This window comes from Maribacter ulvicola, from assembly GCF_900155985.1.
Lineage (GTDB): Bacteria > Bacteroidota > Bacteroidia > Flavobacteriales > Flavobacteriaceae > Maribacter > Maribacter ulvicola.
Map to the genome: position 1 here is coordinate 894749 of NZ_FTMA01000001.1, position 23490 is coordinate 918238.

The following is a 23490-nucleotide window of genomic DNA, read 5'->3' on the forward strand; positions in this document are numbered from 1 at the left end:
TGTCTACAAAATAAAAGCTAAAATGAAAACTAAAATAATTTTGTTGTTTCTAATTGGGTTAACTACAGGTGTTTATGCACAAGACACACAAGGAAATATAGATAACCTTCCAGTAAGAGAACACACTATTACCTTGCGTGAGGCTACTGTGAATAAAGCAGGCAAAGATGTTGTGGGAATGACCGTTAACGGGACAATTCCCGGTCCAACTTTAGAGTTTACAGAAGGTGAATATGCAATAATATATGTAAAAAATGAAATGAGTGTAGAAACCTCAGTGCATTGGCACGGACTTTTACTTCCTAACTTTTACGATGGTGTACCGTACTTAAATACACCACCTATAGAACCAGGACATACACAGAAATACGAATTTCCTATCAAACAATCTGGAACCTATTGGTACCATTCCCATACAATGTTACAAGAACAAAGCGGCGTATACGGTTCCATTGTTATTCAGCCTAAAGAAAAAGTGTTGGATTATGACAAAGAATTGGTGTTGGTCTTATCTGACTGGACGAATGAAAAGCCGATGAACGTTCTGCGTAATTTAAAGCGTGGGAATGAATGGTACAGTATTAAAAAAGGAACAGCTACACCTTTAAATCAAGTAATTGCGCGTGGCGCTTTTGGAGCACAACTCAATTTTTGGAGGCAACGTATGGAAGGTGCAGATATAGCAGATGTATATTATCCTGCATTTTTAATTAATGGAGAAGAAAGCATTGACTATCCAGAATTTAAAGCTGGTGAGAAAATAAGACTGCGAATGATTAATGGAGGAGCTTCTACCTCTTTTTGGATGACGTTTGGAGGAGAGATACCTGTACTGGTTTCTTCAGATGGATTAGATGTGGTTCCTGTCGAAAGAAATAAAACTTTTATAGGAGTAGCCGAAACGTATGATTTTATTGTCACGGTACCAAAAGAAGGTAAGATGGAATTTAGAATTACTGCACAAGATGGTTCTGGTACAGCCTCTGCTTTTATAGGTAATGGTACAATTTTACCTGCAATGGATGTTGCTCGACCAGATAAAATCGGGATGATGCAGAAAATGGCTAAAATGGATATGAAAATGGGTGCACACGCCTTAAAATTTCAGCCAGGTAAGGATGAGCGTTTTGAGATGAAAGAGGAATACGGGATGCAGATGGATAAAATGGAAGGAATGAAAATGGATGGAGAGATGAAAATGGATCATTCTAAAATGAAAGGTATGAAGATGGATCATTCAAAAATGTCTGGAATGGATATGAATAAGCCAAAAGATACTACAGAAATGGGTAAGATGGACCATTCTAATATGGCAGGAATGGATATGAAGAAAGACAAAACAATGTCTGGAATGAATATGAAGAAAGAGAATTCTATGCAAGGAATGAAGATGGAGGGAATGGATCTATTTGCCGAATACAATTATGATTATTTGAAGTCGCCCAGCAAAACAACATACGACAAAGATGTTCCCGTTAAGGAAATATTACTAAATCTTACTGGTAATATGAATCGTTACATCTGGAGTATGAATGGTGTACCACTATCTGAGGCTGATAATATCAAAATAAATAATAAGGAGGTAACGCGCATTACATTCAATAACCTGACGATGATGCACCACCCAATGCACTTACACGGTCACTTCTTTAGAGTACTTAATGAAAATGGAGAGTACTCGCCATTAAAGCACACGGTAAATGTGCCCCCAATGGAAGAAATGACTATCGAGTTTTATGGAAATAATGGCGATGAGGCTGGAGACTGGTTTTTCCATTGCCACATTTTATATCATATGATGGGTGGTATGGCAAGAGTAGTGTCTTATGATACGCCACGAGACCCAAGAATGGATGAATTTCCAGCTTCTAAAATTATTGAAGAAACCAACAAATGGTATTCTTGGGGACTGGTAGATGCAGCGTCGCATACTACTGGTTTTAATTTGATGACCTCTAATATTAGAAATCAATTTAATGCTTCTTTTGAATATGGATGGAATGAAAATCTGGAAGGAGAATTCACGTATGAACGGTATCTACACGATTATTTACGAGTTTTTGGTGGTGTAAACATTGAGAATTCAACACGTGATAGCTTAAATGAGTTTAGCACAACGGCAGTTCTTGGTGTTCGCTATTTAACGCCCTACTTATTCAATTTAGATGTGCGTGTTGATAATAAATTAAGACCAAGAATTGGTGTAGGTCGCAGTATAATGATTTTCCCAAAACTGTCTGTATTCGGTTATTATGAATACCAAATAGATTTAGGTTTCGTAGATGACCTACCTATGAATAAAGACTTTACTTCAGAAACAGTATGGAGTGCAGGAGCTGAATATATGCTATCAAGAAACTTTTCTCTTATGGCGAGTTACGATAACCGTTTTGGTGCCGGTGGAGGATTATCAGTAAGATTTTAAGTAAATAATATTAACAATAAAACAAATAAAAATGAAAACAATTAAAAGAAGTATTAGAACAGTAGCCTTAGTCGCTACAATGATTTTAACCGTGTCTTGTAAAGATGCTAATAAGAATGAAGCACCTTCGTCTGCTAGCAATGAAGTAATGCAAGAAAATATGGATAGCTCAAAAAATATGGCAATGAATAATTCTCAAAACGCAATGGCAGAAGCTATTTTAAAAGATTATTTTAATCTTAAAGATGCGCTAGTAGGAGATGAAAATGACAAGGCTAAGATGCTCGGTGGAACACTTGCTAAATCACTTGGCAATCTTGACAAGTCAACATATTCTGAAAGTCAGCAAAAGGAATTAATAGACATCATCGAAGATGCTACGGAACACGCTGAACATATTTCAGAAAGTGATATCAAGCATCAGCGGGAGCATTTTAAAATTTTAAGCAAGGATATTACAGATATGGTTGCTATTACAGGAACAGCAACTAAATTATATGAACAGTTTTGCCCGATGTACGATGGTGGAACTGCTTGGTTGAGCACCAAAGAAGAAGTAAGAAACCCTTACTATGGTAGCAAGATGTTGAAGTGTGGTAAAGTACAACGAGAAATAAACTAAATGAAGATTCTAAAAGTCATTGCAATTATTGCATTGGTCGTTCTTGTGGGTATACAATTTGTACCCACAGAACCTAATCAAAATGATGTAACACCACAAACAGATTTTATGTTGGTCAATGAAGTGCCAATTGCTATCCAGAATCAGTTAAAGGTGTCTTGTTACGATTGCCATAGTAATAACACTAACTACCCTTGGTATAATAAGGTGCAGCCAGTTGCTTGGTTTTTAGAAAATCATATTAAAGAAGGAAAATCCGAACTTAATTTCAATGAATGGAAAAACTATTCTGATAGGAAAAAAAATAGTAAGCTACGCTCAATTATTAAACAAATTGAAAATGGAGAGATGCCTATGGATAGTTATACGCTAATCCATAAAGGTGCTAAATTGGATTCTCTAGCAAAAAATGAGATTATCAATTATATGAATAATTTGAAAATAAAAAATTAAGTCCTGATTTGGGAGGGTAAATTCTTTGATGGTTGGTTAATAGACCTTCCCGCATCAGGCACAATATAAATTATATGAAACATACTTATCACATACACGGAATGACCTGCAACGGCTGTCTAAATCACGTAGAGCAAACACTTTCTAAAGTGGAAGGTGTGACTAATGTTTCGGTAAATTTAGAAAAAGCTGAAGCATCTATCGAAATGGAATCTCATATTTCTATCGAGACGTTTCAAAAAGCAATGCAAGATGATGGTGGTTCTTATAGCTTACATAAATTAGGAGAGCATCATAAAGCGAAAGAATCCAAAAAGGAAAAGACCAAAGGCAAAGGAACTGGTACATTTTATTGTCCGATGCATTGCGAAGGTGATAAAACCTATGATAAATCTGGCGATTGTCCTGTATGTGGAATGGATTTAGTAGAAGAGCAAAATCTTTCTGTAACAACATTAGAACAATGGACTTGTCCTATGCATCCCGATATTGTTAAGGACGAAGCTGGAGCTTGTCCCATTTGCGGAATGGATTTAGTACCTATGCAACCAGACCTTTCCGCAGAAGAGAAGACCTATAAAAAATTACTGAAGAAATTCTGGATAGCTGTAGCTTTTACGTTACCTATTTTCTTAATCGCAATGAGCGAGATGATTCCCGATAATCCATTATACGATGTAATGGAACAAAAATCGTGGAATTGGATTCAGTTTGCATTATCCATTCCTGTGGTGTTTTATGCGACTTGGATGTTTTTTGAACGTGCCTATCGTAGTATCAAAACTTGGAATCTCAATATGTTTACACTAATTGGCATCGGTGCTGGTGTGGCTTGGTTATTTAGTGTGTTCGGAATGTTGTTTCCAGATTTTTTCCCTGAGCAGTTTAAAACTGATTATGGTGCAGTCCACGTGTACTTTGAAGCAGCAACGGTCATACTCACGCTTGTACTAATGGGTCAGGTTCTAGAAGCTAGGGCGCACAGTAAAACCAATTCCGCAGTAAAGGAATTATTAAAGCTTGCGCCTAACAAAGCCGTACGTGTGGTCGATGGCAAAGAAGAGGAAGTTTCTATCGATACCATTGAAAAAGGAGATATTCTACGGGTAAAGCCAGGGGATAAAATTCCTGTGGATGGCAGCATCACGGAAGGCAAAACAACCGTAGATGAATCGATGATTTCAGGAGAGCCGATACCTGTAGACAAGGTTGAAAATGACAAAGTAAGTAGCGGTACTATAAACGGAAATCAGTCCTTTTTAATGAAAGCAGAAAAAGTAGGCAGCGATACCTTACTTTCTCAAATCATCCATATGGTAAACGATGCTAGCCGCAGTCGTGCACCCATTCAAAAGTTGGCAGATACCGTTTCAGGATATTTTGTACCAGTAGTGGTCATCATTTCGGTAATCACTTTTGCGGTTTGGGCAATTTGGGGTCCAGAACCGGCGTATGTATATGCGCTAGTAAATGCCATTGCAGTATTGATTATCGCTTGTCCCTGTGCTCTAGGATTGGCTACGCCTATGTCCGTAATGGTGGGTGTTGGTAAGGGAGCGCAAAACGGTGTATTGATTAAAAATGCCGAAGCTTTGGAGAAAATGGACAAGGTAGATACCTTGATTGTGGATAAGACAGGTACGATAACCGAAGGGAAACCAACCGTTGAGAAAATAGGGGTTTTTGGAGACGGATTTAGCGAAAGCCAGATGCTACATTTAATTACATCCCTAAACAGTTCCAGCGAACATCCACTTGCCGAAGCTACCGTGAAATACGGTAAGAAACAGAATATTGAAATATCAAAAACCGAAAACTTCAGCGCAGTAACCGGTAAAGGAGTAGAAGGAACAGTTGATGGCAAAAAATTAGACTTAGGAAATGCCAAAATGATGGAATATGCAAAAGCCACCATTTCATCAAAAATGGAAACCGAAGCACAATCGTTTCAAAAACAAGGCAAAACCGTTTCCTATCTGGCCGTAGATGGCGAAGTATCGGGCTATGTAGTTATTGGAGATAAGATTAAACAAACAAGTGCCAAAGCAATCAAGGAATTACAAGATAAAGGCATCGCTGTGATAATGCTAACAGGCGATAACCACGATACGGCAAAAGCTGTAGCGAGCGAACTCAATCTTGCAGATTTCAAAGCAGGAATGCTGCCAGAAGACAAACTCAAAGAAGTAACAAAATTGCAGGAACAGGGTAAAACGGTCGCAATGGCTGGCGATGGTATCAACGATGCACCTGCACTTGCCAAAAGTGATATAGGTATCGCAATGGGAACAGGAACCGATGTGGCTATTGAAAGTGCGATGATTACCCTTGTAAAAGGAGATTTACACGGCATTGTCAAAGCAAAGAATTTAAGCCACGCCGTAATGAAGAATATCAAGCAAAATCTATTTTTTGCATTGATATACAATACCCTTGGTGTACCCATTGCAGCAGGAGTTTTATTCCCATTTTTTGGAATATTATTATCGCCAATGATTGCCGCTTTAGCAATGAGTTTCAGCTCGGTTTCGGTAATCGCAAATGCGCTAAGGCTGAGAACAAAATCAATTAACTAATTAATATTTATACAATGAAAAACGGTATTCTTTTTTTATGCCTTACAGCAATAGTCTCTTGTAAAGAAACCTCAAAAGAAGTTCAACAAGAAGATAAAGTTGCAATAGAGCAAACAACCACAACTACTCAACCAGCTGCAAAAAAACCATTGAGTCCACATACAAGTGCAATGGCAATGGTGGGAGATGCACACATCCATTTTGATTATTCATCGCCAGGAGTTCGTAATCGTATCGTTTTTGGAGGTTTGCTTCCTTATGATGTTGTTTGGCAGGCAGGAGCACATATGGCAACTTGGATGGAAACTAATAAAGATTTGAATATTAATGAAAAAAAATTGAAAGCAGGTAAATATGGATTCTTTGTAATACCTAATCAAGACCAATGGACAATTATTTTTAATACGAATTGGGACCAACACGGCAAAGATGAATATGACAAGAAAGATGATGTTTTACGATTTAAGGTAGCACCTAAAGTATCCGATGCTATTCAAGAGCATTTAGAATATAAGATAGTTCAGACCAACAATGCAGAAGGGACTATTAGTTTAGGTTGGGAAAAAGTGATTGTGGAATTTCCATTTAAAGTAGAGTAAAATGGTCAAAAGGAAAACAGCTCTTAAAATCAGGAAAACGCATCGTTATTTGGGTATCTTTTTAGGTATCCAATTCTTGATGTGGACTATTAGTGGATTGTACTTCAGTTGGACGGATATAGATGAAATACACGGCGACCAGTTCAAAAAAGCTATTCCTGAACAAGCTGTATTTTCAGATTTATTGGGGAGTTCTCAATTAGAACTTCAAAAGCCTGTTAAAACATTAGAACTGATTGAAATAGCAGACGTCCCCTATTATTGGATTAATGAAACAGCACTTTATAATGCGCTTACAGGAGTAAAAAAAGATGAAATCACAAAACAAGAAGCAATACAAGTAGCAGAACGCTATATGTTGGCTGATTTAGAATTTGACCAAATTCTAAGAATTGAAACGGTAGGAGCGCATCACGAATATCGTGGAAGACCTTTGCCTGCCTATGAGATTTCCTATAAATCAGATGAAAACCTCAAGGCATATATTGCAATTAAGAATGGGGCTTTTCAAACAGTTCGTCATCGAGATTGGCGATGGTTCGATTTTCTTTGGATGACCCATACCATGGATTATCAAGGGAGAGACAATTTTAATACCATCGTATTAAGAGCCTTTTCGCTCTTGGGTTTGATTACCGTATTAAGCGGCTTTTTGCTATGGTATACAAGTTCGCCTTTCGTTAGAAAAATGATAAAATAAGTACAATTAAAAATCTATAAAAATGAATTCAGAAGAAAAAAATCACAAAGAAATGAAAAAAGGAAATTACACAAAATTTGTTGGTATGCTAGCGGCATCCTTCATTGCAATGTATATCACAATGTACTTAAATACGTATGCCATAGACCACGTTTATTTTAGTTTAACAAGGTTTTATATGAGCTGTTTAGGTATTGCAGCAATGGCCATCATAATGTTTGTGGCGATGCGAAATATGTATCAAAACAAAAAGAAAAACCTAGCGATAGTCCTTGGGAGTATTGTATTATTTGTAGGTGCATTGGGATTGGTACGTGACCAGAAGTCAACCGTAGGCGACGTACTTTGGATGAAGGCTATGATACCACACCACTCTATTGCCATTTTAACAAGCGAACGTGCCGATATTCAAGACCCAGAAGTGAAACAACTCGCTGAGGATATCATCGAGGCACAACGCAAGGAAATTGCTGAAATGAAAGAAATGATTGAACGTTTAGAGTCTAAATAAGAATATTATTTGGGCGCTCGGGCGGGCTTTCCGCTATATCTTTTTATGTAGAAAAATTCAAAAAAGGATGCCGCTGCAATCCCTAGCGCAGATTGTGCTACACATTAAACATTAGTAATTATGAAAAAGAACATTTTATCTATAACAATCGCAGTCATAGTTGGACTATTCGCTGGCTGGTTAATTTTTGGAAATTCAGGTACTGATGCAGCTGCCGTCAAGGACGTCTCGGATATGTCTGATTCCCACGACCACTCTGGCGACAATGCAAACCAAATGTGGACGTGTTCGATGCACCCACAAATAATGCAACCGGAGCCAGGCGATTGTCCCATATGCGGAATGGATTTGATTCCTGCGGAAACAAGTGCCGAAGGTCTAGCGATGAACGAAATCAAAATGACAGAAAACGCTATGGCACTTGCAAATATTCAAACGACCATAGTGGGTAGTGCTCAGGCATCCAATGACGATGGAATGATATCCCTATCTGGGAAAATTGCCGAAAATGAAGAAAACAACGCTGTTCAAGCTAGTTATTTTGATGGTCGTATTGAAAAATTGAATGTCAATTACGAAGGACAAAAAGTAAATAAGGGCCAATTGTTGGCTACCATTTATGCACCCAACCTTGTGGCCGCGCAACAGGAATTAATTACAGCGGCCTCTTTAAAAGAGTCGCAACCCGCTTTGTACAAAGCGGTACGCAATAAGTTGAAGAACTGGAAATTATCGGACAAGCAAATCGATGCTATTGAAGCATCAGGAAGTGTGCGAGATAATTTTCCAATTTATGCTACCGTTTCCGGAACTGTAGCCGAAGTGATTGCAAAAGAAGGCGACTATGTAAAACAAGGTCAGCCCATACTTAGGGTAAGTAATTTGAATTCGATTTGGGCCGAATTTGATGCCTATGAAAATCAGATTTCAAATGTTAAGGAAGGACAAAACATCAAGATAGTAACCAATGCCTATCCTAACAAAGAGTTCAATGCCAAGGTTTCATTTATCGACCCGGTTTTAAACAATGCTACAAGAACCGTTACTGTAAGGGCAACACTAAAAAATACAGAAGGACTATTCAAGCCAGGAATGTTTGTAAACGGAAAACTTAAAGTATTATCAGAATCGAATAACGACTTAATTTCCATACCTGCAACTGCGGTTATGTGGACGGGAGAACGCTCTTTAATCTATATAAAAACGAATCCTAACGAACCCGTTTTCGAAATGCGCGAAATCGTGATTGCGAATCGAAATGGAGAAAATTTTACCGTAAAAGAAGGGCTTGAAAATGGCGATGAAATCGTGACGAATGGAACATTCTCAGTCGATGCCGCTGCACAATTACAAGGGAAAAAATCAATGATGAATAAATCTGGGGGTAAAACAACAACGGGTCACGAAGGGCATTTGGGAATGCAACCTACAGAAGACGAAATGGAATCTTCTTCAGCATCAGCTAAAAAAAGAATGAAGTTTCCTGAAAAATTTCAAACTAATTTTTCAAAAGCTATTGATTCCTATTTAAAATTGAAAGATGCATTTGTATCTAGTGACGCAGCGCAAGTCGCTATTCTGGCCAAAAAGGTATCAGGAGAATTTAAAAGTTTAGAGACTGAAAAATTAGGGGAAATGGAAAAAACCCACGTAAATAAAAGTATTGAAATGCTCGATTTAATTTCCAAAAATGATAATCTTGAAAACCAAAGAGCGCATTTTGTAATCCTTAATGAAAATATAGTTACAGTAGCAATGAATGTTGAAGGTGCTGACCCAATACTATACGTGCAAAAATGCCCTATGGCAAATAATAACAAAGGTGCGGTGTGGTTAAGCACAGACAAGGACATTCGCAATCCCTATTATGGCGATGCAATGTTAACTTGTGGTAGTGTTATTGAAGAGATAAACTAAATTATCCAATGAAATAAAGAATAAGTTCAGAAATTTGTATTAGGCACAATAATCTACTAGTTTTTATTTACTTGTAAATTAGTTGGCAGCTTTTGAACAGGGTTGTAACTCAATGACAGCAAAGAAGATTTAACTGAGTTGCAACCTTATACCTTCGTAAGGGGAAGTTTATTATCATACAATATAACCGCAATTTAAACTCGTAAAATACTTCCATCAAAAGACTACGGCATAAAGCCGTTCGTACCTCTCTTTTTATTCCGTTTCCTTTTGAGCCAAGATTTTATCTTCCGTTTGGTTCCTGCTTAAATATTGTTTAATCATGCCTGTCGGCAGACAGGTCTAAAATTTAATTATTATGACAACAAAAGCAGTTACAACCAGAAGGAACGGTAAAGCCAATGCTACCGTTAAAAATGAAGTCAAAGAGAAGTTGACGCAACAGTCAATCGGACTGGAAATTCAAAATCTGAATATCGAGAAAGTTGTTCCAGACCCAATGCAACCGAGAAAGACTTTCAATGAACTATTGTTAAAAGAGCTTTCGGAAAGCATCGAAAAACACGGCGTACTTCAACCTATTACAGTACGAAAGTCAAAAAATGAATACATCATCGTGATGGGCGAACGTCGGTATCGAGCCAGTAAATTGGCAGGTAAGAAAACGATACCGTGCATCGTAAGGGAATATGAAACTGATGTCATCTTGGAAATTCAAATTATCGAAAATTTACAACGGCAAGATGTAGAACCTACAGAGGAAGCAGATGCCATTGCCTATCTAAGTGAAAAATATGCGCCGACCGAGATTGCGAAGCGATTGGGCAGAAGTGATAATTTCATCAGACAGCGACTAAAATTAGCTGGACTTATAGAAGGTTTCAAAGGTTTCGTTCGCAAGGGCGAAATGACCATTTCATTAGGTGTCGGTGTCGCACTTTTTGAGCCAGAAGAACAACAGTTGATGTTGGAAACAATGGGCGAAGAATTTAGTGCGCATCAAATCAATAGAATGATAAAAAATCAGACCTATGATTTAGAGAAAGCACCGTTTGATGTTCAAGATTCAACATTGGTTGCAAAAGCTGGGGCGTGCACTATGTGTCCGTTCAATGCGGCAAATCAAGGAAATTTGTTTGGGAATGGAAAGATGGTCTGCACAAAATCATCCTGTTACGAATCCAAGAAAAACAAATCGTTCTTGAACTTGATTGAGAAATCGAAGAAAGAGAATGTGCTATTGATTCCTGAAATACGCAAGTATTGGGCAGATGATGAACGTAATCAGTTGGTCATCTCACAGCTAGAAAAAAATGGTTTGAAGGTCTATTTGCTAGACGATGTTGAAATCATTGAAAAACCAATCGAGCTCACATTGGAAGCCGTAAAGGAGGAATATCGCAATTACGACTACAATGAAGACGAGCTAAAAGAAGCGTTTGACGAGGCTATCAAGACCTACAACGAGGAATTGGAAAAATACAATTCAGCTACAGCCAATGGATTTAGAAATGGCATCGTTTTTCATCCTGAATCTTACTTACACAAAGAAGTGTATTTGAAGGTTCTCGAAATATCAGAGGATGCTAACAAGGTACATTCAGTTCCATTATCGAACAGAAAAATGGACGATTGTACACCAGATGAACAAATCATCAAAATTAATGAAAGGGAAATCCGGAAGAAGCAAATCGAGAATAACCGACAGTTTGAAGAAGTAGTAACAATGATTCGAGAGACCAACTACATCGAGACCAAGAAAACGCTTTCGGGGGATGAAATGGTCGCCTTTTCAATTTCGCTCTACGAAAACAATGTGGACTACTTTAGTCAACAAAAGTACTTTTCAGGATTATTGGGCGATACATCAAAGCTATCCAAAGTTGAAATCGTGGAAAATTTCAAGAAGAAGTTCAAAAAAGAAATTTTTCATAAGCTGATACGGTATATGCTTACCAAGCAAGTGCATTTTGGCGAAAGTAATCACGTGAACAATCTGACTAATATTTCATTCTATAATGCCATACTAGGATATTACAAATCCAAGATTGCCGACCTAGAAAAGGAATACGCTGAAAATAGAAGCAAGCGTGAGGTACGTTTGAAAGAGCGTATCACGGCTCTTGAAAAGCAAGTACAAGAACTTAAAGAGTAGCTTTTGTTGTTAGAGGAAGAGTCGGCATTCGTGCTGGCTCTTCTTTTTTTTAGATAAGTTTTTGTGGGAATGAAATACTACAAAAGGAAGAAATAATCAATCAATAGTAGTGCAAAGGTAAACTCGTAAAATACACCCATCAAAAGACTACGGCATAAAGCCGTTCGCACACTCACTTTTTATTCCGTTTCCTATTGAGCTGAGATTTTAGCTTCCGTTTGGGTTTTGCTCAAATATTGTTTAACCAGCCTGTCGGCAGACAGGTCTAAATTCAAAAGCTATGTATTTACACAAATTACAACAAGATGAAATTTTCGTTTCCAATGAAATGAAATCTTTAGAAAGTATTACTGGAATGCCATCCAGAAAAGGACTGGAAAATGCCATCATATCCAATGGCAAAATTGTCAACGTCGTGTCTAGCAGTTATGGACACATACCCAATGAACTCTTCTTCAAGAAAGCTGAACAGCTCTTGATAGATGCCCATTTGAAATACCATAAACGAACTATCAATAGGGATGATAGGTCTTTTATAACCGACTTTATCATTGAGGACGACCATCAGTTTTCCCTGAAAAATGAAGAGGGTAAAATATTACCGATGCTTCGCTTCAAAAATTCATATGATGGCCGAGAAAAAACTTCAGGGCATTTTGGGTTTTACAGAGAAGTTTGCACCAACGGGTTACACGTCTCAAATGCACAGATTGACTTTTCGATAAAGCACACGAAAAACAACACCGAGTTGATACTACCGAAACTTAACGGGCTTTTCGAGCGGTTTTTGGATAACGAGTACTATGAAATCACGAAAAAATTCAAAGAAATGGAAGAAATAACACTTATCGATACCAAGGCCTTCGTGAAAGACATACTGCAAAAAACGAAACTGTTCCGATATGAATGTAGCGATACCAACGATAGCCCTTCCAAGAAATCTAGGGAATTACTAGACTTGATAGCAGTAGAAGGAAATGATTGGTACGAGACACCAACGTTGTGGGATGGATACAATGCCTTCAATTGGATGCTTCACAACACCTTGAAAAAAACCTTTTCCCAGCAAGAAAAGTTGGATAAGTTGATATTCGATGAAGTTTACGCGGTGGTGTAAGTTTCAAAAATAGGTTCATCCAGTACCTTAAACTGGATTTTAATTTGAAGCTAAGACTAGGAATAAAAGCGTTACACAACAAACCGTTCAGCACATTCCACTACATTCCGCGAAAAGCTACATTCCGTGAAAAGAGCTTCACTACAAAGGTCTTCGACACGACTTCAAAGCTTCCGATTTTCATTTCACTTGCCCGCTCAATTCCGAGAAAAACGAAATGCGGTCAAACTACATTCCAATTTACAGCTTTGAAGTCAAGTCCGCTCTAAATCCTACTAAAGAGGATAATTCGTTTTCATAACCCACTCAGCACATTCCCCTGCATTACGTGCCTGCCTGCCGAAAAAGGCAGGAAAACGCTTCATTCCGTGAAAAGAGCTTTATTACAAAAGTCTTGGACACCTATTGTTTTGCTTCCTTCATTACGTTAACCCGAACCGCTGCGCTGGTTCGGGACACTTCATTCCGTTACAAAAAATAGGTAAGTCCGCCAAAAGAGCGGAAAGCCATCGGCTCGATTTTCTTAACAGGATTTTCGGCGAAGTCTTCTTGAGCCTTCACTCGAAAATCCTTAAAAACCAAACCGCTGTCTTACACATTTTAAGGGGTTTATAATGGATAAAGCCTTTGTTGTTTTTCGGGTCGTCGAAAAACAGGCAGAGCATAACCAATTCTAGATTAAACACAGCCACTTATTTCGCTTAACTGTCGGTACGCTCAAACGCAACTGCGTTTAAAAGAATTGCTAATACCCTTATGGAACTTGTCAAGACTATACAGAGTTTTAGTGAAAAATAAGGTTTCTACTTCCTTGAAATCCGCCGAAAAAGGCGGATTTACTACGTCGCAAACACACCTGATTTGTTCCCTAAAAGTCTTGACAAAACCCACTCTATCCATTGTGCGGTGCACGTAAGAAAAGAACAAACACCCCTTAAAATTTAATCTGTTTTAAATCAATAGGGGAAATATAAATCACTTAAATATTTTACTATGAGTACTATTAGAAATCACGTACAATTGATTGGAAACGTTGGACAAGAGCCAACCATTACGAACCTTGAAAGCGGTAAGAAAGTAGCCCGTTTTTCGTTAGCCACGAACGAGTATTACAAAGATGCCAAAGGCGAAAAGCAAACGGACACCAATTGGCATACCGTTGTCGCTTGGGGCAAGACTGCCGAAATTGTGGAAAAGTTTGTCGAGAAAGGGAAAGAAGTAGGAATTACGGGAAAACTAAAGACCCGAACCTACACCACCGATGATGGCAACCAACGCTATGTAACGGAAGTTGTAGCCGATGAAATCCTTTTACTAGGAAGTAAAGGCGACAAGTAATCTAAAAATAAAGAGGGCGTAACCGTCGAAAGATGCGCCCTCTTTTTCATTATTCACTAATTTAAAAAAGCAAAACAATGAAAGCACAAGTTAATGAAATCAAAGAAAATTTACAGACATTTAGTGGCACTAATTTCTTTTATCAAATTCCACTTTTAAGAACCCGATTTACCGACGGATTGAAATATTTATCCGAAGTAGCCGAATGTTTTTGGCTCATTACGGACACGTCCGTAATCGCAAAAAGTTTGATGAACCGAAGCGAATTTGTAACCATAGACTTCAAAAGATTGTCCGAAGAAAAACAGGATTTTACAGGTTATGAAGCTGAAATTATTTATACAGATGGCAACGATAATATTTTAGAAAAACACACCTATCGTGTAACCGATTTTCCACTCGACGAACTGCGGTTATTTTTTGTAAATAATACGCTGATGTTACCTAGCGAATATTAAAATATTAAGCTATGGTATATCTCAATTTTACAGACTTGAGCGAAGAAGCTCAGAACCGACTTTTAGAAAATTCTAAAAAAGATGTGGAACGAAAATTTGGGGATAGTATTCGCAAATACGTTAAGGAAAATTATACCTGTTTTGAAACGATGATTGAGGAAGAAGCAATGCGAAATTTGTATTCTTATAAATACATTTTCAATCCATAATTTTCAAAACCGATACAAATAAGCACCTCTAATTTTAGAGGTGTTTTTGTATGCAATTTATATCAAGTCAATAAAAAAACGTATATTTATATCGCTGGAAATACAGCACACAAATTAAAGTAGGGTTATCCACTTTTCGACTTTCGCTGATAACCGTACACATCGAAAAATAACATATCGGAAAACATTTTCCCTGAAAATGGCAATCAGCTTTTTGAGCTGGATTGTATGGATTTTTGTTCGCCTGTGGCGAACGAAAAGGAATAGCAAGAGGGTAACACGCTGCGCGATGTTTCGGATTCCTTTTCGTTTTCAAATAGCTGATTACCAGCGATTTGAATATATTTTAATTTCCTGACAATCAGCGATTTGCGACAAACGGGCTGTAAACGCCCATTTTTAGGGAAGATTTTGCGACAAATCGGCGAAATATGGACTCATTTATTGGAATTAGATTTAAAAAGGAAACTGCAAAACGCTTCCAAAGTTTCTCACGCACTTACTTCAAATCGCACACCGAGGCAATGTCCACGATGCTGGATTTTTTCTTCTATAATGAAATATCGCCAAAGGAAAAATTAGGTCCGACAGGGCGAACCATCGAAGCAAAACTATTAAAAAGAATCAATGCAGTTATAGCCATAATGCGAGACGTGGAAAAGACACAGACCAAACCTACGGTAGCTATGATTCAATCACTTTTTGAAACAAAAGAACCAACCAAGAAACCGTTGATTGTAGAAAAGAAATATGCCGAACAAAAACCTAAAGTGAGCTTTCAGGAAAAGCAGAATCAGAATAACGAACTCTAATTTTTGAACTATGTACATCACAATAACACCCCAAAAATTAGGTGGCACTTATAGTCAAAGTTCGGCGGATTTTGTAGGCTATCTAGAGAAAGAAAATCAAGGGTTGGAACAACAGGATGTAGAACATTTTTTTAACCAATATGGCGATGAAATTTCCGCTGAAGAAGTAGTCAAAGAAATTGATGGAAACACCGCAAAATTGAAAAAGAAAGAACCCAAGTTTTATTCGATTACCGTAAGCCCGTCAAAGTATGAATTACGAAAACTTCAGAACAATAGTCAAGATTTAAAGACCTACACTCGTGAGCTGATGAAGGATTATGTTGCCAGTTTCAATCGGGAAATTAATGGGCGACCTATTACAGTCAACGATATAAAATACTACGCAAAAATTGAACACCAACGAAAATTTAAAGGAACGGATATTCAGGTAAAAGAGAACCAACCTTTCGCCACAAAAATACTTCAGCTAAAAACAGATATCCGAAATATTCAAGAAGGACGAGCCGACGGAAATATTAAAAAGATGAAAAAGGAAATTGCCAATCTGGAACGGAATGCACCACATCAATTAAACGGAAAACGGATAGTCCAGGGAATGCCTAAATCGGGAAACCAAAGTCATATCCATATCATCGTGAGCAGAAAAGATGTTTCCAATTCTGTTAGTCTTTCGCCTGGTAGTAAACACAAAGCTTCGGAAGTTGAAATGCACGGAAAAAAAGTTAAGCGTGGTTTTGATAGAGATACATTTTTCGCGAAAGCGGAAAAAACATTTGATAAGACGTTTGGATATAAGCGCAATTACGCAGAGACCTACAGAGCTAAAAAAACCTTTGTAAAAAATCCTAATCTCTATTTTGCCGCATTGATGAAACTACCGGCAAATGAAAAGGCATTGGCTTTCAAAATGATTACAAAAACAGGATTACCAGTCATTCCAAGTATTCCTGTAAGTCAGGCACAAATCGCGCTTCGGGTTTTCAAACGTTTAAGACGTGGTGCAGAAATAACAATTAAATCAAGTTCCATCGGAATCTAAGAGGTATGCAGATAGATAATATCATAACGACACTTTCAATTATTGGTTTAACCAGTACTGTTTTCTATGCAATGTTTCGGATATCAAAATATGCGTTTCTTTTAAATAGCATACTGCTTTCAGTTCTCGTGTTCTATTTGTCCGAAGGAAATGAACTTATGTCCATTTTGCTATATTTGGTTTGTCCTCTAATGCTAATTAATATTGGACTGTATGTTTTTCTACATAAAACCAAAAGTCCAAAAAATGGCGATAGTAAATACCAAGTCAATTTTGCTACTACCCAAGGAAATTTCAAATTGGATAATATCAAACGTGGCGCATCCGTCATCGGATCCGCCGGAAGCGGAAAAACCGAAAGTGTCGTTTACGGATTTCTGAAACACTTCCAGAAAGAAGGCTTTTGCGGAATCATTCACGACTACAAGGATTTTGAACTGACCGAAATGGCTTATCCTCTTTTCAAGGATAGCGATATTCCGTTTAAGGTCATTTCCTTTGATAAAATCATCCACAGGGTAAATCCTATCGCGCCATGCTATTTAGAGAACGAGGAAAGCGTAAACGAAGTCTCACGGGTACTGATTGAAAACCTTTTGGAACAAAGAGAAAGTGGAACAACTGGCACAACAAAATTCTTTAACGATGCTGCGGAAGGATTGATTGGTGGATTGATTTGGAAATTGAAAACCGACTACCCTAAGTATTGCACACTTCCACATTTAATTGCCGTTTACCAATATCTAGATACCGATAGTCTTATCCAATTTCTGGAAACGAATACTACCTCAAGGGCAATGGCGGATGCTTTTATTTCTGGCAAGGATTCCGAACGGCAGACCGCAGGTGTGAAAAGCACTCTGGCCAATGCGCTAAAACGAATAAGCACACAGCGGATTTTTATGGCATTATCCGCAGACGAAGTGCCATTGAATATCAATAGCGAAGATAATCCAGCGGTCATTTCAATAGTCAACAACCCTAAATTTGAAACTTCGTATTCACCCGTCATCGCTACCATTATTCATACCATCACCAAGCAAATGAGCGTGAGAAACTCAAAACCATCATTTCTTTTAATGGAAGAAGCGCCTACCATACGACTTTTGAATATGCACCGCATTCCAGCAACATTACGTAGTTATAACATCTCAACGATTTATGTGATGCAGGATAAAATACAGAACGATATGATGTATGGCGACAAGGCAAGTAAAGCGATTTTAAGTAATCTATCCTATCAGTTTTTTGGCAAAGTCAACGACCCGGACACCGCCAAATATTACGAACGTTTTTTTGAAATCATAAAAGACCCAACCAAAAGTATAAGTCGTGGGCATAACTTAGATTTTGACACACGAATTACTACAGGCGAAAAGGAAATTCCCAAAATAAGAGCTGATGTGTTTTTTAGACTGAAACAGGGCGAGTTCATTACGTATGCTGATGGGAAGGATAAGAAAGTTCAATTCAAATTGGCAGATATCCAAAGAGAGTTACCAAAGGAATCGAAACAGTTTTCTAAAGCTGATTTTGAGACTAATTTTGAACGGGTTTATGATGAGGCGCGGTCAATATTTGATTAACAAATACTAACAAGACGAGGAAAAGTTCTTTTTTCTATATTAAACTGATTGGATAATATTATATTGAGCATTTATAAAACGAATTATGTGCAAGCTGAAAAAACATAGAATATGCCAAAAATAATTGACGTTGGAGTTGAGCAAGACCATATCGAATCTTTAACTAGAGCGAGTGGAATAACAGCAATTTCAGAACTTATATGGAATTCTCTTGATGCCGACTCAACAGAAATTAAAATCGAATACGTTAAAAACAAACTCGGCGGATATGAAAATCTTACGGTTATTGATAACGGACTTGGAATTGAATATGCAAGAGCTCAAGACGTATTTGGTAGATTAGGCGGTTCCGAAAAGAAACTTAAAAACACAAGTCCAAGCGGACGACATTATCACGGAAAGGAAGGAAAAGGAAGATATAAATCGCTTGCATTAGGAGATTTAGTAAAATTCACGAGTGTTTATCAAAATGGAGAATCATTAAAGGAATTTACAGTTACGTTTGACCGCAATAATTTATCTCATTCAAACTTTAGTGATTTAAAAACACTTCCAAATGGAAATACGGAAACAGGTTTTAAAGTTGAGATTCAAAATGTAAATCAAGAAAATGTAAATCAAGCTCTAGATGTAAAATTCAGAAAGGAAATAGAACAAAAATTTGCTTCCTACTGGATAAACTATTCTGATTTCAATATATATTTTAATGGTAATAAACTAGAATTTGAGTCTTTAATAAAAAATACGGATGAAACAGATTTCCTCGTAGAGGATGGAGAATTATCATACCGTTTTGTAATCAAAGTAATAGAATGGAGTTTTGACATAAAAAAGAAAACATATTTATGTAACACCAAAGGAGTTCCATTCAAAGAATTAAATCTTGGTATTCGGTCAACAATTCCTATTTCAATTTTTATACAATCACTTTATGTAGAAAAACTACATAGAGAAAATCTAATTGATTTAGAGAATTTTGATGATATTCTACAAGGTGCTTATGGAGAAGCTAAAAAATTCGCCCGTGAATATGTTAGAAAACGACTTCATTTATATTCGGGAGAATTCATTAATGAATTAAAATCAAAAGGCCTTTATCCATACAAAGAAAATGCTGATTCACTTGTAGAGGAAAGCAAACGACAAGTATTTGATATAGTAGCTCTTCAAGTAAATGAATACTTACCAGACTTTGAAAATCAAGATGATAAAAGTAAAAAGTTCACTCTTTCACTAATCAAAGAAGCATTAGAGAAAGATTCTTCTTCTCTTCAAAGAATTTTAACAGAGGTAATTGAATTGCCGGATGAAAAAAGGGAAGAACTTGTTGAGATTTTAGAAGAAACTTCATTGTCAAGTATTATAGATACAATGACAGAGATTAAGAATAGGTTACGCTTTATTAATGGTCTGGAGGAATTAATTTATAATAAAGTATTAAACAAAAATGTTTTAGAAAGAAAACATTTACATAAAATTTTAGTTAACGAAACTTGGTTATTCGGAGACGAATATACTTATGGAGTAGATGATATTACACTCAAAAATGTTTTAAAAGAATACTTGAAACATTTAGGTAGAACAGATTTCGAAGAAATTGTAACGAGCGAACCCAATACTGAATTAAAAATTATTCCAGATGTTTGCCTTTGGAGACAATTCCCGCAAGGGCTTCCAGGACACAAAACCAATTTGATAATTGAATTAAAAAAACCTAAAGTTGATGCTGGAGTTGAAGAACTTATGCAAATAAAACTTTATGCATCTAGAATATGTAATGATAAAAGATTTCCTAAAGAAAAAACGAAATGGAAATTCCTTTTAATAACTAAAGATGTTAAGCCAGATATTGAACCAGAATTAGAACAAACTGATAGAAAATATGGACACGTAGTAGCTACAGATTTATATGATGTTTACGTTTTAACTTGGGGTCATATTTTTAATGAAGCTAGAACTAGGTATGAATTTATAAAGGATAAATTGAACCTAAATTTAATGGATAACAAGCAAAATTTGGATTATTTGAAATCAAAATATAGCGAGTATCTGCCAAACCAACTCTAAAAAGCTAGTTATAAAAGAAACCAAAAGAGCTATTTTAGCCAACGCACACATACGAATGAAAAAAAAGGAACAAAATATAATATGTCAGAAGACCAAAAAAGGAAATTAGAAACACAACTTTGGGGAATAGCCAACCTACTAAGAGGAAAGATAAGTGCAGACGACTACCGAGACTACATTCTCGGTTTTATCTTTTATAAGTACCTGAGCGAGAAGCAATATCTGTATGCAACCCAACTACTTTTAGGAGAAGAAGTAACCGATTACAAAGAAGTAACTGACACCGAAACACTTGAAGCCATTAGAGAGGAATCGCTTTTAAAGTTAGGTTACTTTTTACAACCGAAAGAATTATTTTCTGAATTAGCGAAAAAAGGAAATTCCGATACGGAAAGTGAAAGTAATTACATTATCGAGGACTTGCAAGCGGTAATGAACCACATTGAGCAAAGCACAATGGGAACTGAATCTGAAGAAGATTTCAACGCTTTGTTTGAGGACTTGGATTTGACTTCCACGAAAATTGGTAGAACAGTTGGAGCAAGAAACGAAGTAATTGTAAAAATCTTAAATCATCTCGACAAAATCGACTTCAAATTGGAAGATATTGATGCGGACGTTTTAGGAGATGCATACGAATATCTTATCGCAAAATTTGCAGCAGGAGCAGGAAAATCCGCAGGCGAATTTTATACGCCCCAGCAAGTTTCCAAAATATTAGCCAAAATTGTAACCACAGGAAAAACAAAACTAAAATCAGTATATGACCCAACCTGCGGTTCGGGTTCATTATTGCTTCGTGTTGCACGAGAGGTAGAAGATGTGGGCGAATTTTATGGTCAAGAACTGAACCGTACTACGTACAACTTGGCTCGAATGAATATGATATTGCACGACATACATTTTCGTGAATTCAGTATCGAGCAAGAAGATACGTTGGAAAATCCGCAACATCTCGAAAAGCGTTTTGAAGCTGTAGTTGCCAATCCGCCATTTTCGGCACATTGGAAAAGTGATAAAAACCCATTAAACAGCACAGATGAAAGGTTTAGCCAATATGGACGATTAGCACCAAAAACAAAAGCAGATTATGCCTTTATCACGCATATGATACATCAATTGGCAGACAACGGAATTATGGCAACCGTAGTGCCGCACGGAGTTCTTTATAGAGGAGCTGCCGAAGGCGTAATACGTAAATATTTGATTAAAGAACTCAATTATTTAGATGCCGTTATTGGTTTGCCTGTAAACATATTTTACGGAACATCTATTCCTACCTGTATTTTGGTGTTTAAAAAATGTAGAGAAGTGGATGATAATATTGTCTTTATTGATGCCAGCGGAGAAGACCACTATTTTAAAAATGGTAACCAAAATGAACTACGTGATGAAGATGTAGAGGAAATTATAAATACGTATCGTACAAGGGAAACTAAAGAAAAATACTCTTATGTAGCAACCTTGAATGAAATAGATGAAAATGATTATAACCTTAACATTCCAAGGTATGTAGACACTTTTGAGGAAGAGGAAGATATTGTTTTAAACGAGGTAACCGAACGCTTAATAAATTATGATAATGACCTTGAAGATGTGAACAGCGAAATTATTAGTTTTTGCAATGATTTAGGTATTATACCACCATTTAAAGTAGAAGAAGATGGAGAATAATGTAATACCAGCATTAAGATTTCCTGAGTTTACAGACCAATGGAATTCTGATAAACTCGGCTCAATTGCAACTTTCAGCAAAGGTAAAGGGATTTCAAAGGCTGATATTGACGAAAATGGTGCAACGGAATGCATCAGATATGGCGAATTATATACAGTTTACTCAGAAGTAATTTCAGAAATAAAATCTAAAACCAACCTTGATATTGACAGTCTTGTTTTGAGTGATGCAAATGATGTTATAATACCAGCATCAGGCGAAACTCAAATTGATATAGCAACAGCGTCTTGTGTTTTGAAGGCAGGCGTTGCATTGAGTGGAGACTTAAACATTATTAAATCTGAAACTGATGGTGTGTTTTTATCTTATTACTTAAACAACGCTAAAAAATATAAAATAGCAAGACTTGCACAAGGTATTTCAGTTGTGCATTTGTATTCAAGTCAATTAGCTTCTTTAAACGTCAATATTCCAAGTCCAGACGAACAAACCAAAATTTCCGCTTTTCTAATGTCTATTGACAAACGCATTAAAATATTAGAAAAAAAGAAAGCTGAATTAGAGCATTACAAAAAAGGCGTAATGCAAAAATTGTTTGCCCGTACTATTCGCTTTAAAAAAGATGACGGTAGTGATTTTCCAGATTGGGAAGAAAAGAAATTAGGCGAATTAGGAGAAACATTCAATGGATTAACAGGCAAAACAAAAGTAGATTTTGGAGAAGGAAAACCCTATATCCAATATATGCAAATATTCAGTAATTCTCAAATTGACACATCACAGTTTGGATTGGTAAAAATTGAAGATGGAGAAAATCAGAGTAAAGCTCAACTCGGAGATGTGTTTTTCACAACATCATCCGAAACACCAAATGAAATAGGAACTTCATCAGTTCTAACTGTTGAAGTTGATGAAGTTTATTTAAACAGTTTTTGTTTTGGATATAGACCGAACTCTTTAGATGAATTAGTTCCTGAATTTTCTCAATTCTTTTTTAGGAGTGAAAATGTGAGAAGAAAGGTAATCAAATTAGCTCAGGGTAGTACTCGCTTCAATATGTCGAAATTAGAGTTAGTGAAAATCAAATTTGATTTCCCTAAAAAAGATGAACAAGTAAAGATTGCCAACTTTCTAATTTCTATTGACAAGTCTATAGAAAAGGTAGGTGTTCAAATAGAAGATTCCATTTTATTTAAACAAGGACTTTTGCAAAAAATGTTTGTGTAGT

At 36.8% G+C, this 23490-nt stretch carries 19 protein-coding genes; all 19 read left to right on the top strand.

What is annotated here, in order from left to right:
• Nucleotides 1-22: 22 nt before the first annotated feature.
• The 19 genes from BW936_RS03870 (at nucleotide 23) to BW936_RS03960 (ending at nucleotide 23489) form a co-directional block, all read left to right on the top strand.
• Nucleotides 23-2425, top strand: a complete 2403-nt coding sequence (locus BW936_RS03870) for a multicopper oxidase domain-containing protein (protein ID WP_076546994.1) — start codon at nucleotides 23-25, stop codon at nucleotides 2423-2425.
• Nucleotides 2426-2456: 31 nt separating this feature from the next.
• A complete protein-coding gene (locus BW936_RS03875; protein WP_076546995.1) occupies nucleotides 2457-3047 on the top strand; it encodes a DUF3347 domain-containing protein in 591 nt (196 codons plus the stop codon).
• Nucleotides 3048-3500 carry a heme-binding domain-containing protein gene (locus tag BW936_RS03880; protein WP_076546996.1) on the top strand — a complete coding sequence of 151 codons (453 nt, stop codon included), beginning with the start codon at nucleotides 3048-3050 and terminating at the stop codon, nucleotides 3498-3500.
• A gap of 74 nt (nucleotides 3501-3574) precedes the next feature.
• Nucleotides 3575-6076, top strand: a complete 2502-nt coding sequence (locus BW936_RS03885) for a heavy metal translocating P-type ATPase (RefSeq protein WP_076546997.1) — start codon at nucleotides 3575-3577, stop codon at nucleotides 6074-6076.
• A gap of 14 nt (nucleotides 6077-6090) precedes the next feature.
• Entirely contained in the window at nucleotides 6091-6675 is a 585-nt protein-coding gene (locus BW936_RS03890) for a DUF2911 domain-containing protein (protein ID WP_076546998.1), read from the top strand.
• Nucleotide 6676: 1 nt separating this feature from the next.
• A complete protein-coding gene (locus BW936_RS03895; RefSeq protein WP_076546999.1) occupies nucleotides 6677-7375 on the top strand; it encodes a PepSY domain-containing protein in 699 nt (232 codons plus the stop codon).
• Between the two features lie 22 nt (nucleotides 7376-7397).
• Nucleotides 7398-7886: a DUF305 domain-containing protein gene (locus tag BW936_RS03900; RefSeq protein WP_076547000.1), complete on the top strand. Its 489-nt coding sequence runs from the start codon at nucleotides 7398-7400 to the stop codon at nucleotides 7884-7886.
• A 120-nt stretch (nucleotides 7887-8006) separates the two neighbouring features.
• The gene (locus BW936_RS03905) at nucleotides 8007-9803 is read left to right on the top strand and encodes an efflux RND transporter periplasmic adaptor subunit (protein WP_076547001.1); all 1797 of its coding nucleotides are present in this window, start codon (nucleotides 8007-8009) and stop codon (nucleotides 9801-9803) included.
• Nucleotides 9804-10161: 358 nt separating this feature from the next.
• Nucleotides 10162-11958, top strand: a complete 1797-nt coding sequence (locus BW936_RS03910) for a ParB/RepB/Spo0J family partition protein (protein ID WP_076547002.1) — start codon at nucleotides 10162-10164, stop codon at nucleotides 11956-11958.
• A 280-nt stretch (nucleotides 11959-12238) separates the two neighbouring features.
• Nucleotides 12239-13075 (top strand): DUF932 domain-containing protein, encoded by an 837-nt coding sequence (locus BW936_RS03915; RefSeq protein WP_076547003.1) that lies wholly within the window; start codon nucleotides 12239-12241, stop codon nucleotides 13073-13075.
• 993 nt (nucleotides 13076-14068) lie between these two features.
• A complete protein-coding gene (locus BW936_RS03920; RefSeq protein ID WP_076547004.1) occupies nucleotides 14069-14413 on the top strand; it encodes a single-stranded DNA-binding protein in 345 nt (114 codons plus the stop codon).
• Between the two features lie 77 nt (nucleotides 14414-14490).
• The gene (locus BW936_RS03925; protein WP_076547005.1) at nucleotides 14491-14871 is read left to right on the top strand and encodes a DUF6876 family protein; all 381 of its coding nucleotides are present in this window, start codon (nucleotides 14491-14493) and stop codon (nucleotides 14869-14871) included.
• 11 nt (nucleotides 14872-14882) lie between these two features.
• A complete protein-coding gene (locus BW936_RS03930) occupies nucleotides 14883-15080 on the top strand; it encodes a hypothetical protein (RefSeq protein WP_076547006.1) in 198 nt (65 codons plus the stop codon).
• Between the two features lie 431 nt (nucleotides 15081-15511).
• The gene (locus tag BW936_RS03935) at nucleotides 15512-15892 is read left to right on the top strand and encodes a BfmA/BtgA family mobilization protein (protein WP_076547007.1); all 381 of its coding nucleotides are present in this window, start codon (nucleotides 15512-15514) and stop codon (nucleotides 15890-15892) included.
• Nucleotides 15893-15902: 10 nt separating this feature from the next.
• On the top strand, nucleotides 15903-16934 hold the full coding sequence (gene mobB / locus BW936_RS03940) for a MobB family relaxase (protein WP_076547008.1): 1032 nt from the start codon (nucleotides 15903-15905) through the stop codon (nucleotides 16932-16934).
• Between the two features lie 5 nt (nucleotides 16935-16939).
• Nucleotides 16940-18520 (top strand): type IV secretory system conjugative DNA transfer family protein, encoded by a 1581-nt coding sequence (locus BW936_RS03945; RefSeq protein ID WP_076547009.1) that lies wholly within the window; start codon nucleotides 16940-16942, stop codon nucleotides 18518-18520.
• Between the two features lie 111 nt (nucleotides 18521-18631).
• Entirely contained in the window at nucleotides 18632-20587 is a 1956-nt protein-coding gene (locus BW936_RS03950; RefSeq protein ID WP_076547010.1) for an ATP-binding protein, read from the top strand.
• 81 nt (nucleotides 20588-20668) lie between these two features.
• Nucleotides 20669-22261 carry a type I restriction-modification system subunit M gene (locus tag BW936_RS03955; RefSeq protein ID WP_076547011.1) on the top strand — a complete coding sequence of 531 codons (1593 nt, stop codon included), beginning with the start codon at nucleotides 20669-20671 and terminating at the stop codon, nucleotides 22259-22261.
• Nucleotides 22251-23489 (top strand): restriction endonuclease subunit S, encoded by a 1239-nt coding sequence (locus BW936_RS03960; protein WP_076547012.1) that lies wholly within the window; start codon nucleotides 22251-22253, stop codon nucleotides 23487-23489. The genes BW936_RS03955 and BW936_RS03960 overlap by 11 nt, the downstream gene beginning before the upstream one ends.
• Nucleotide 23490: the final 1 nt, after the last annotated feature.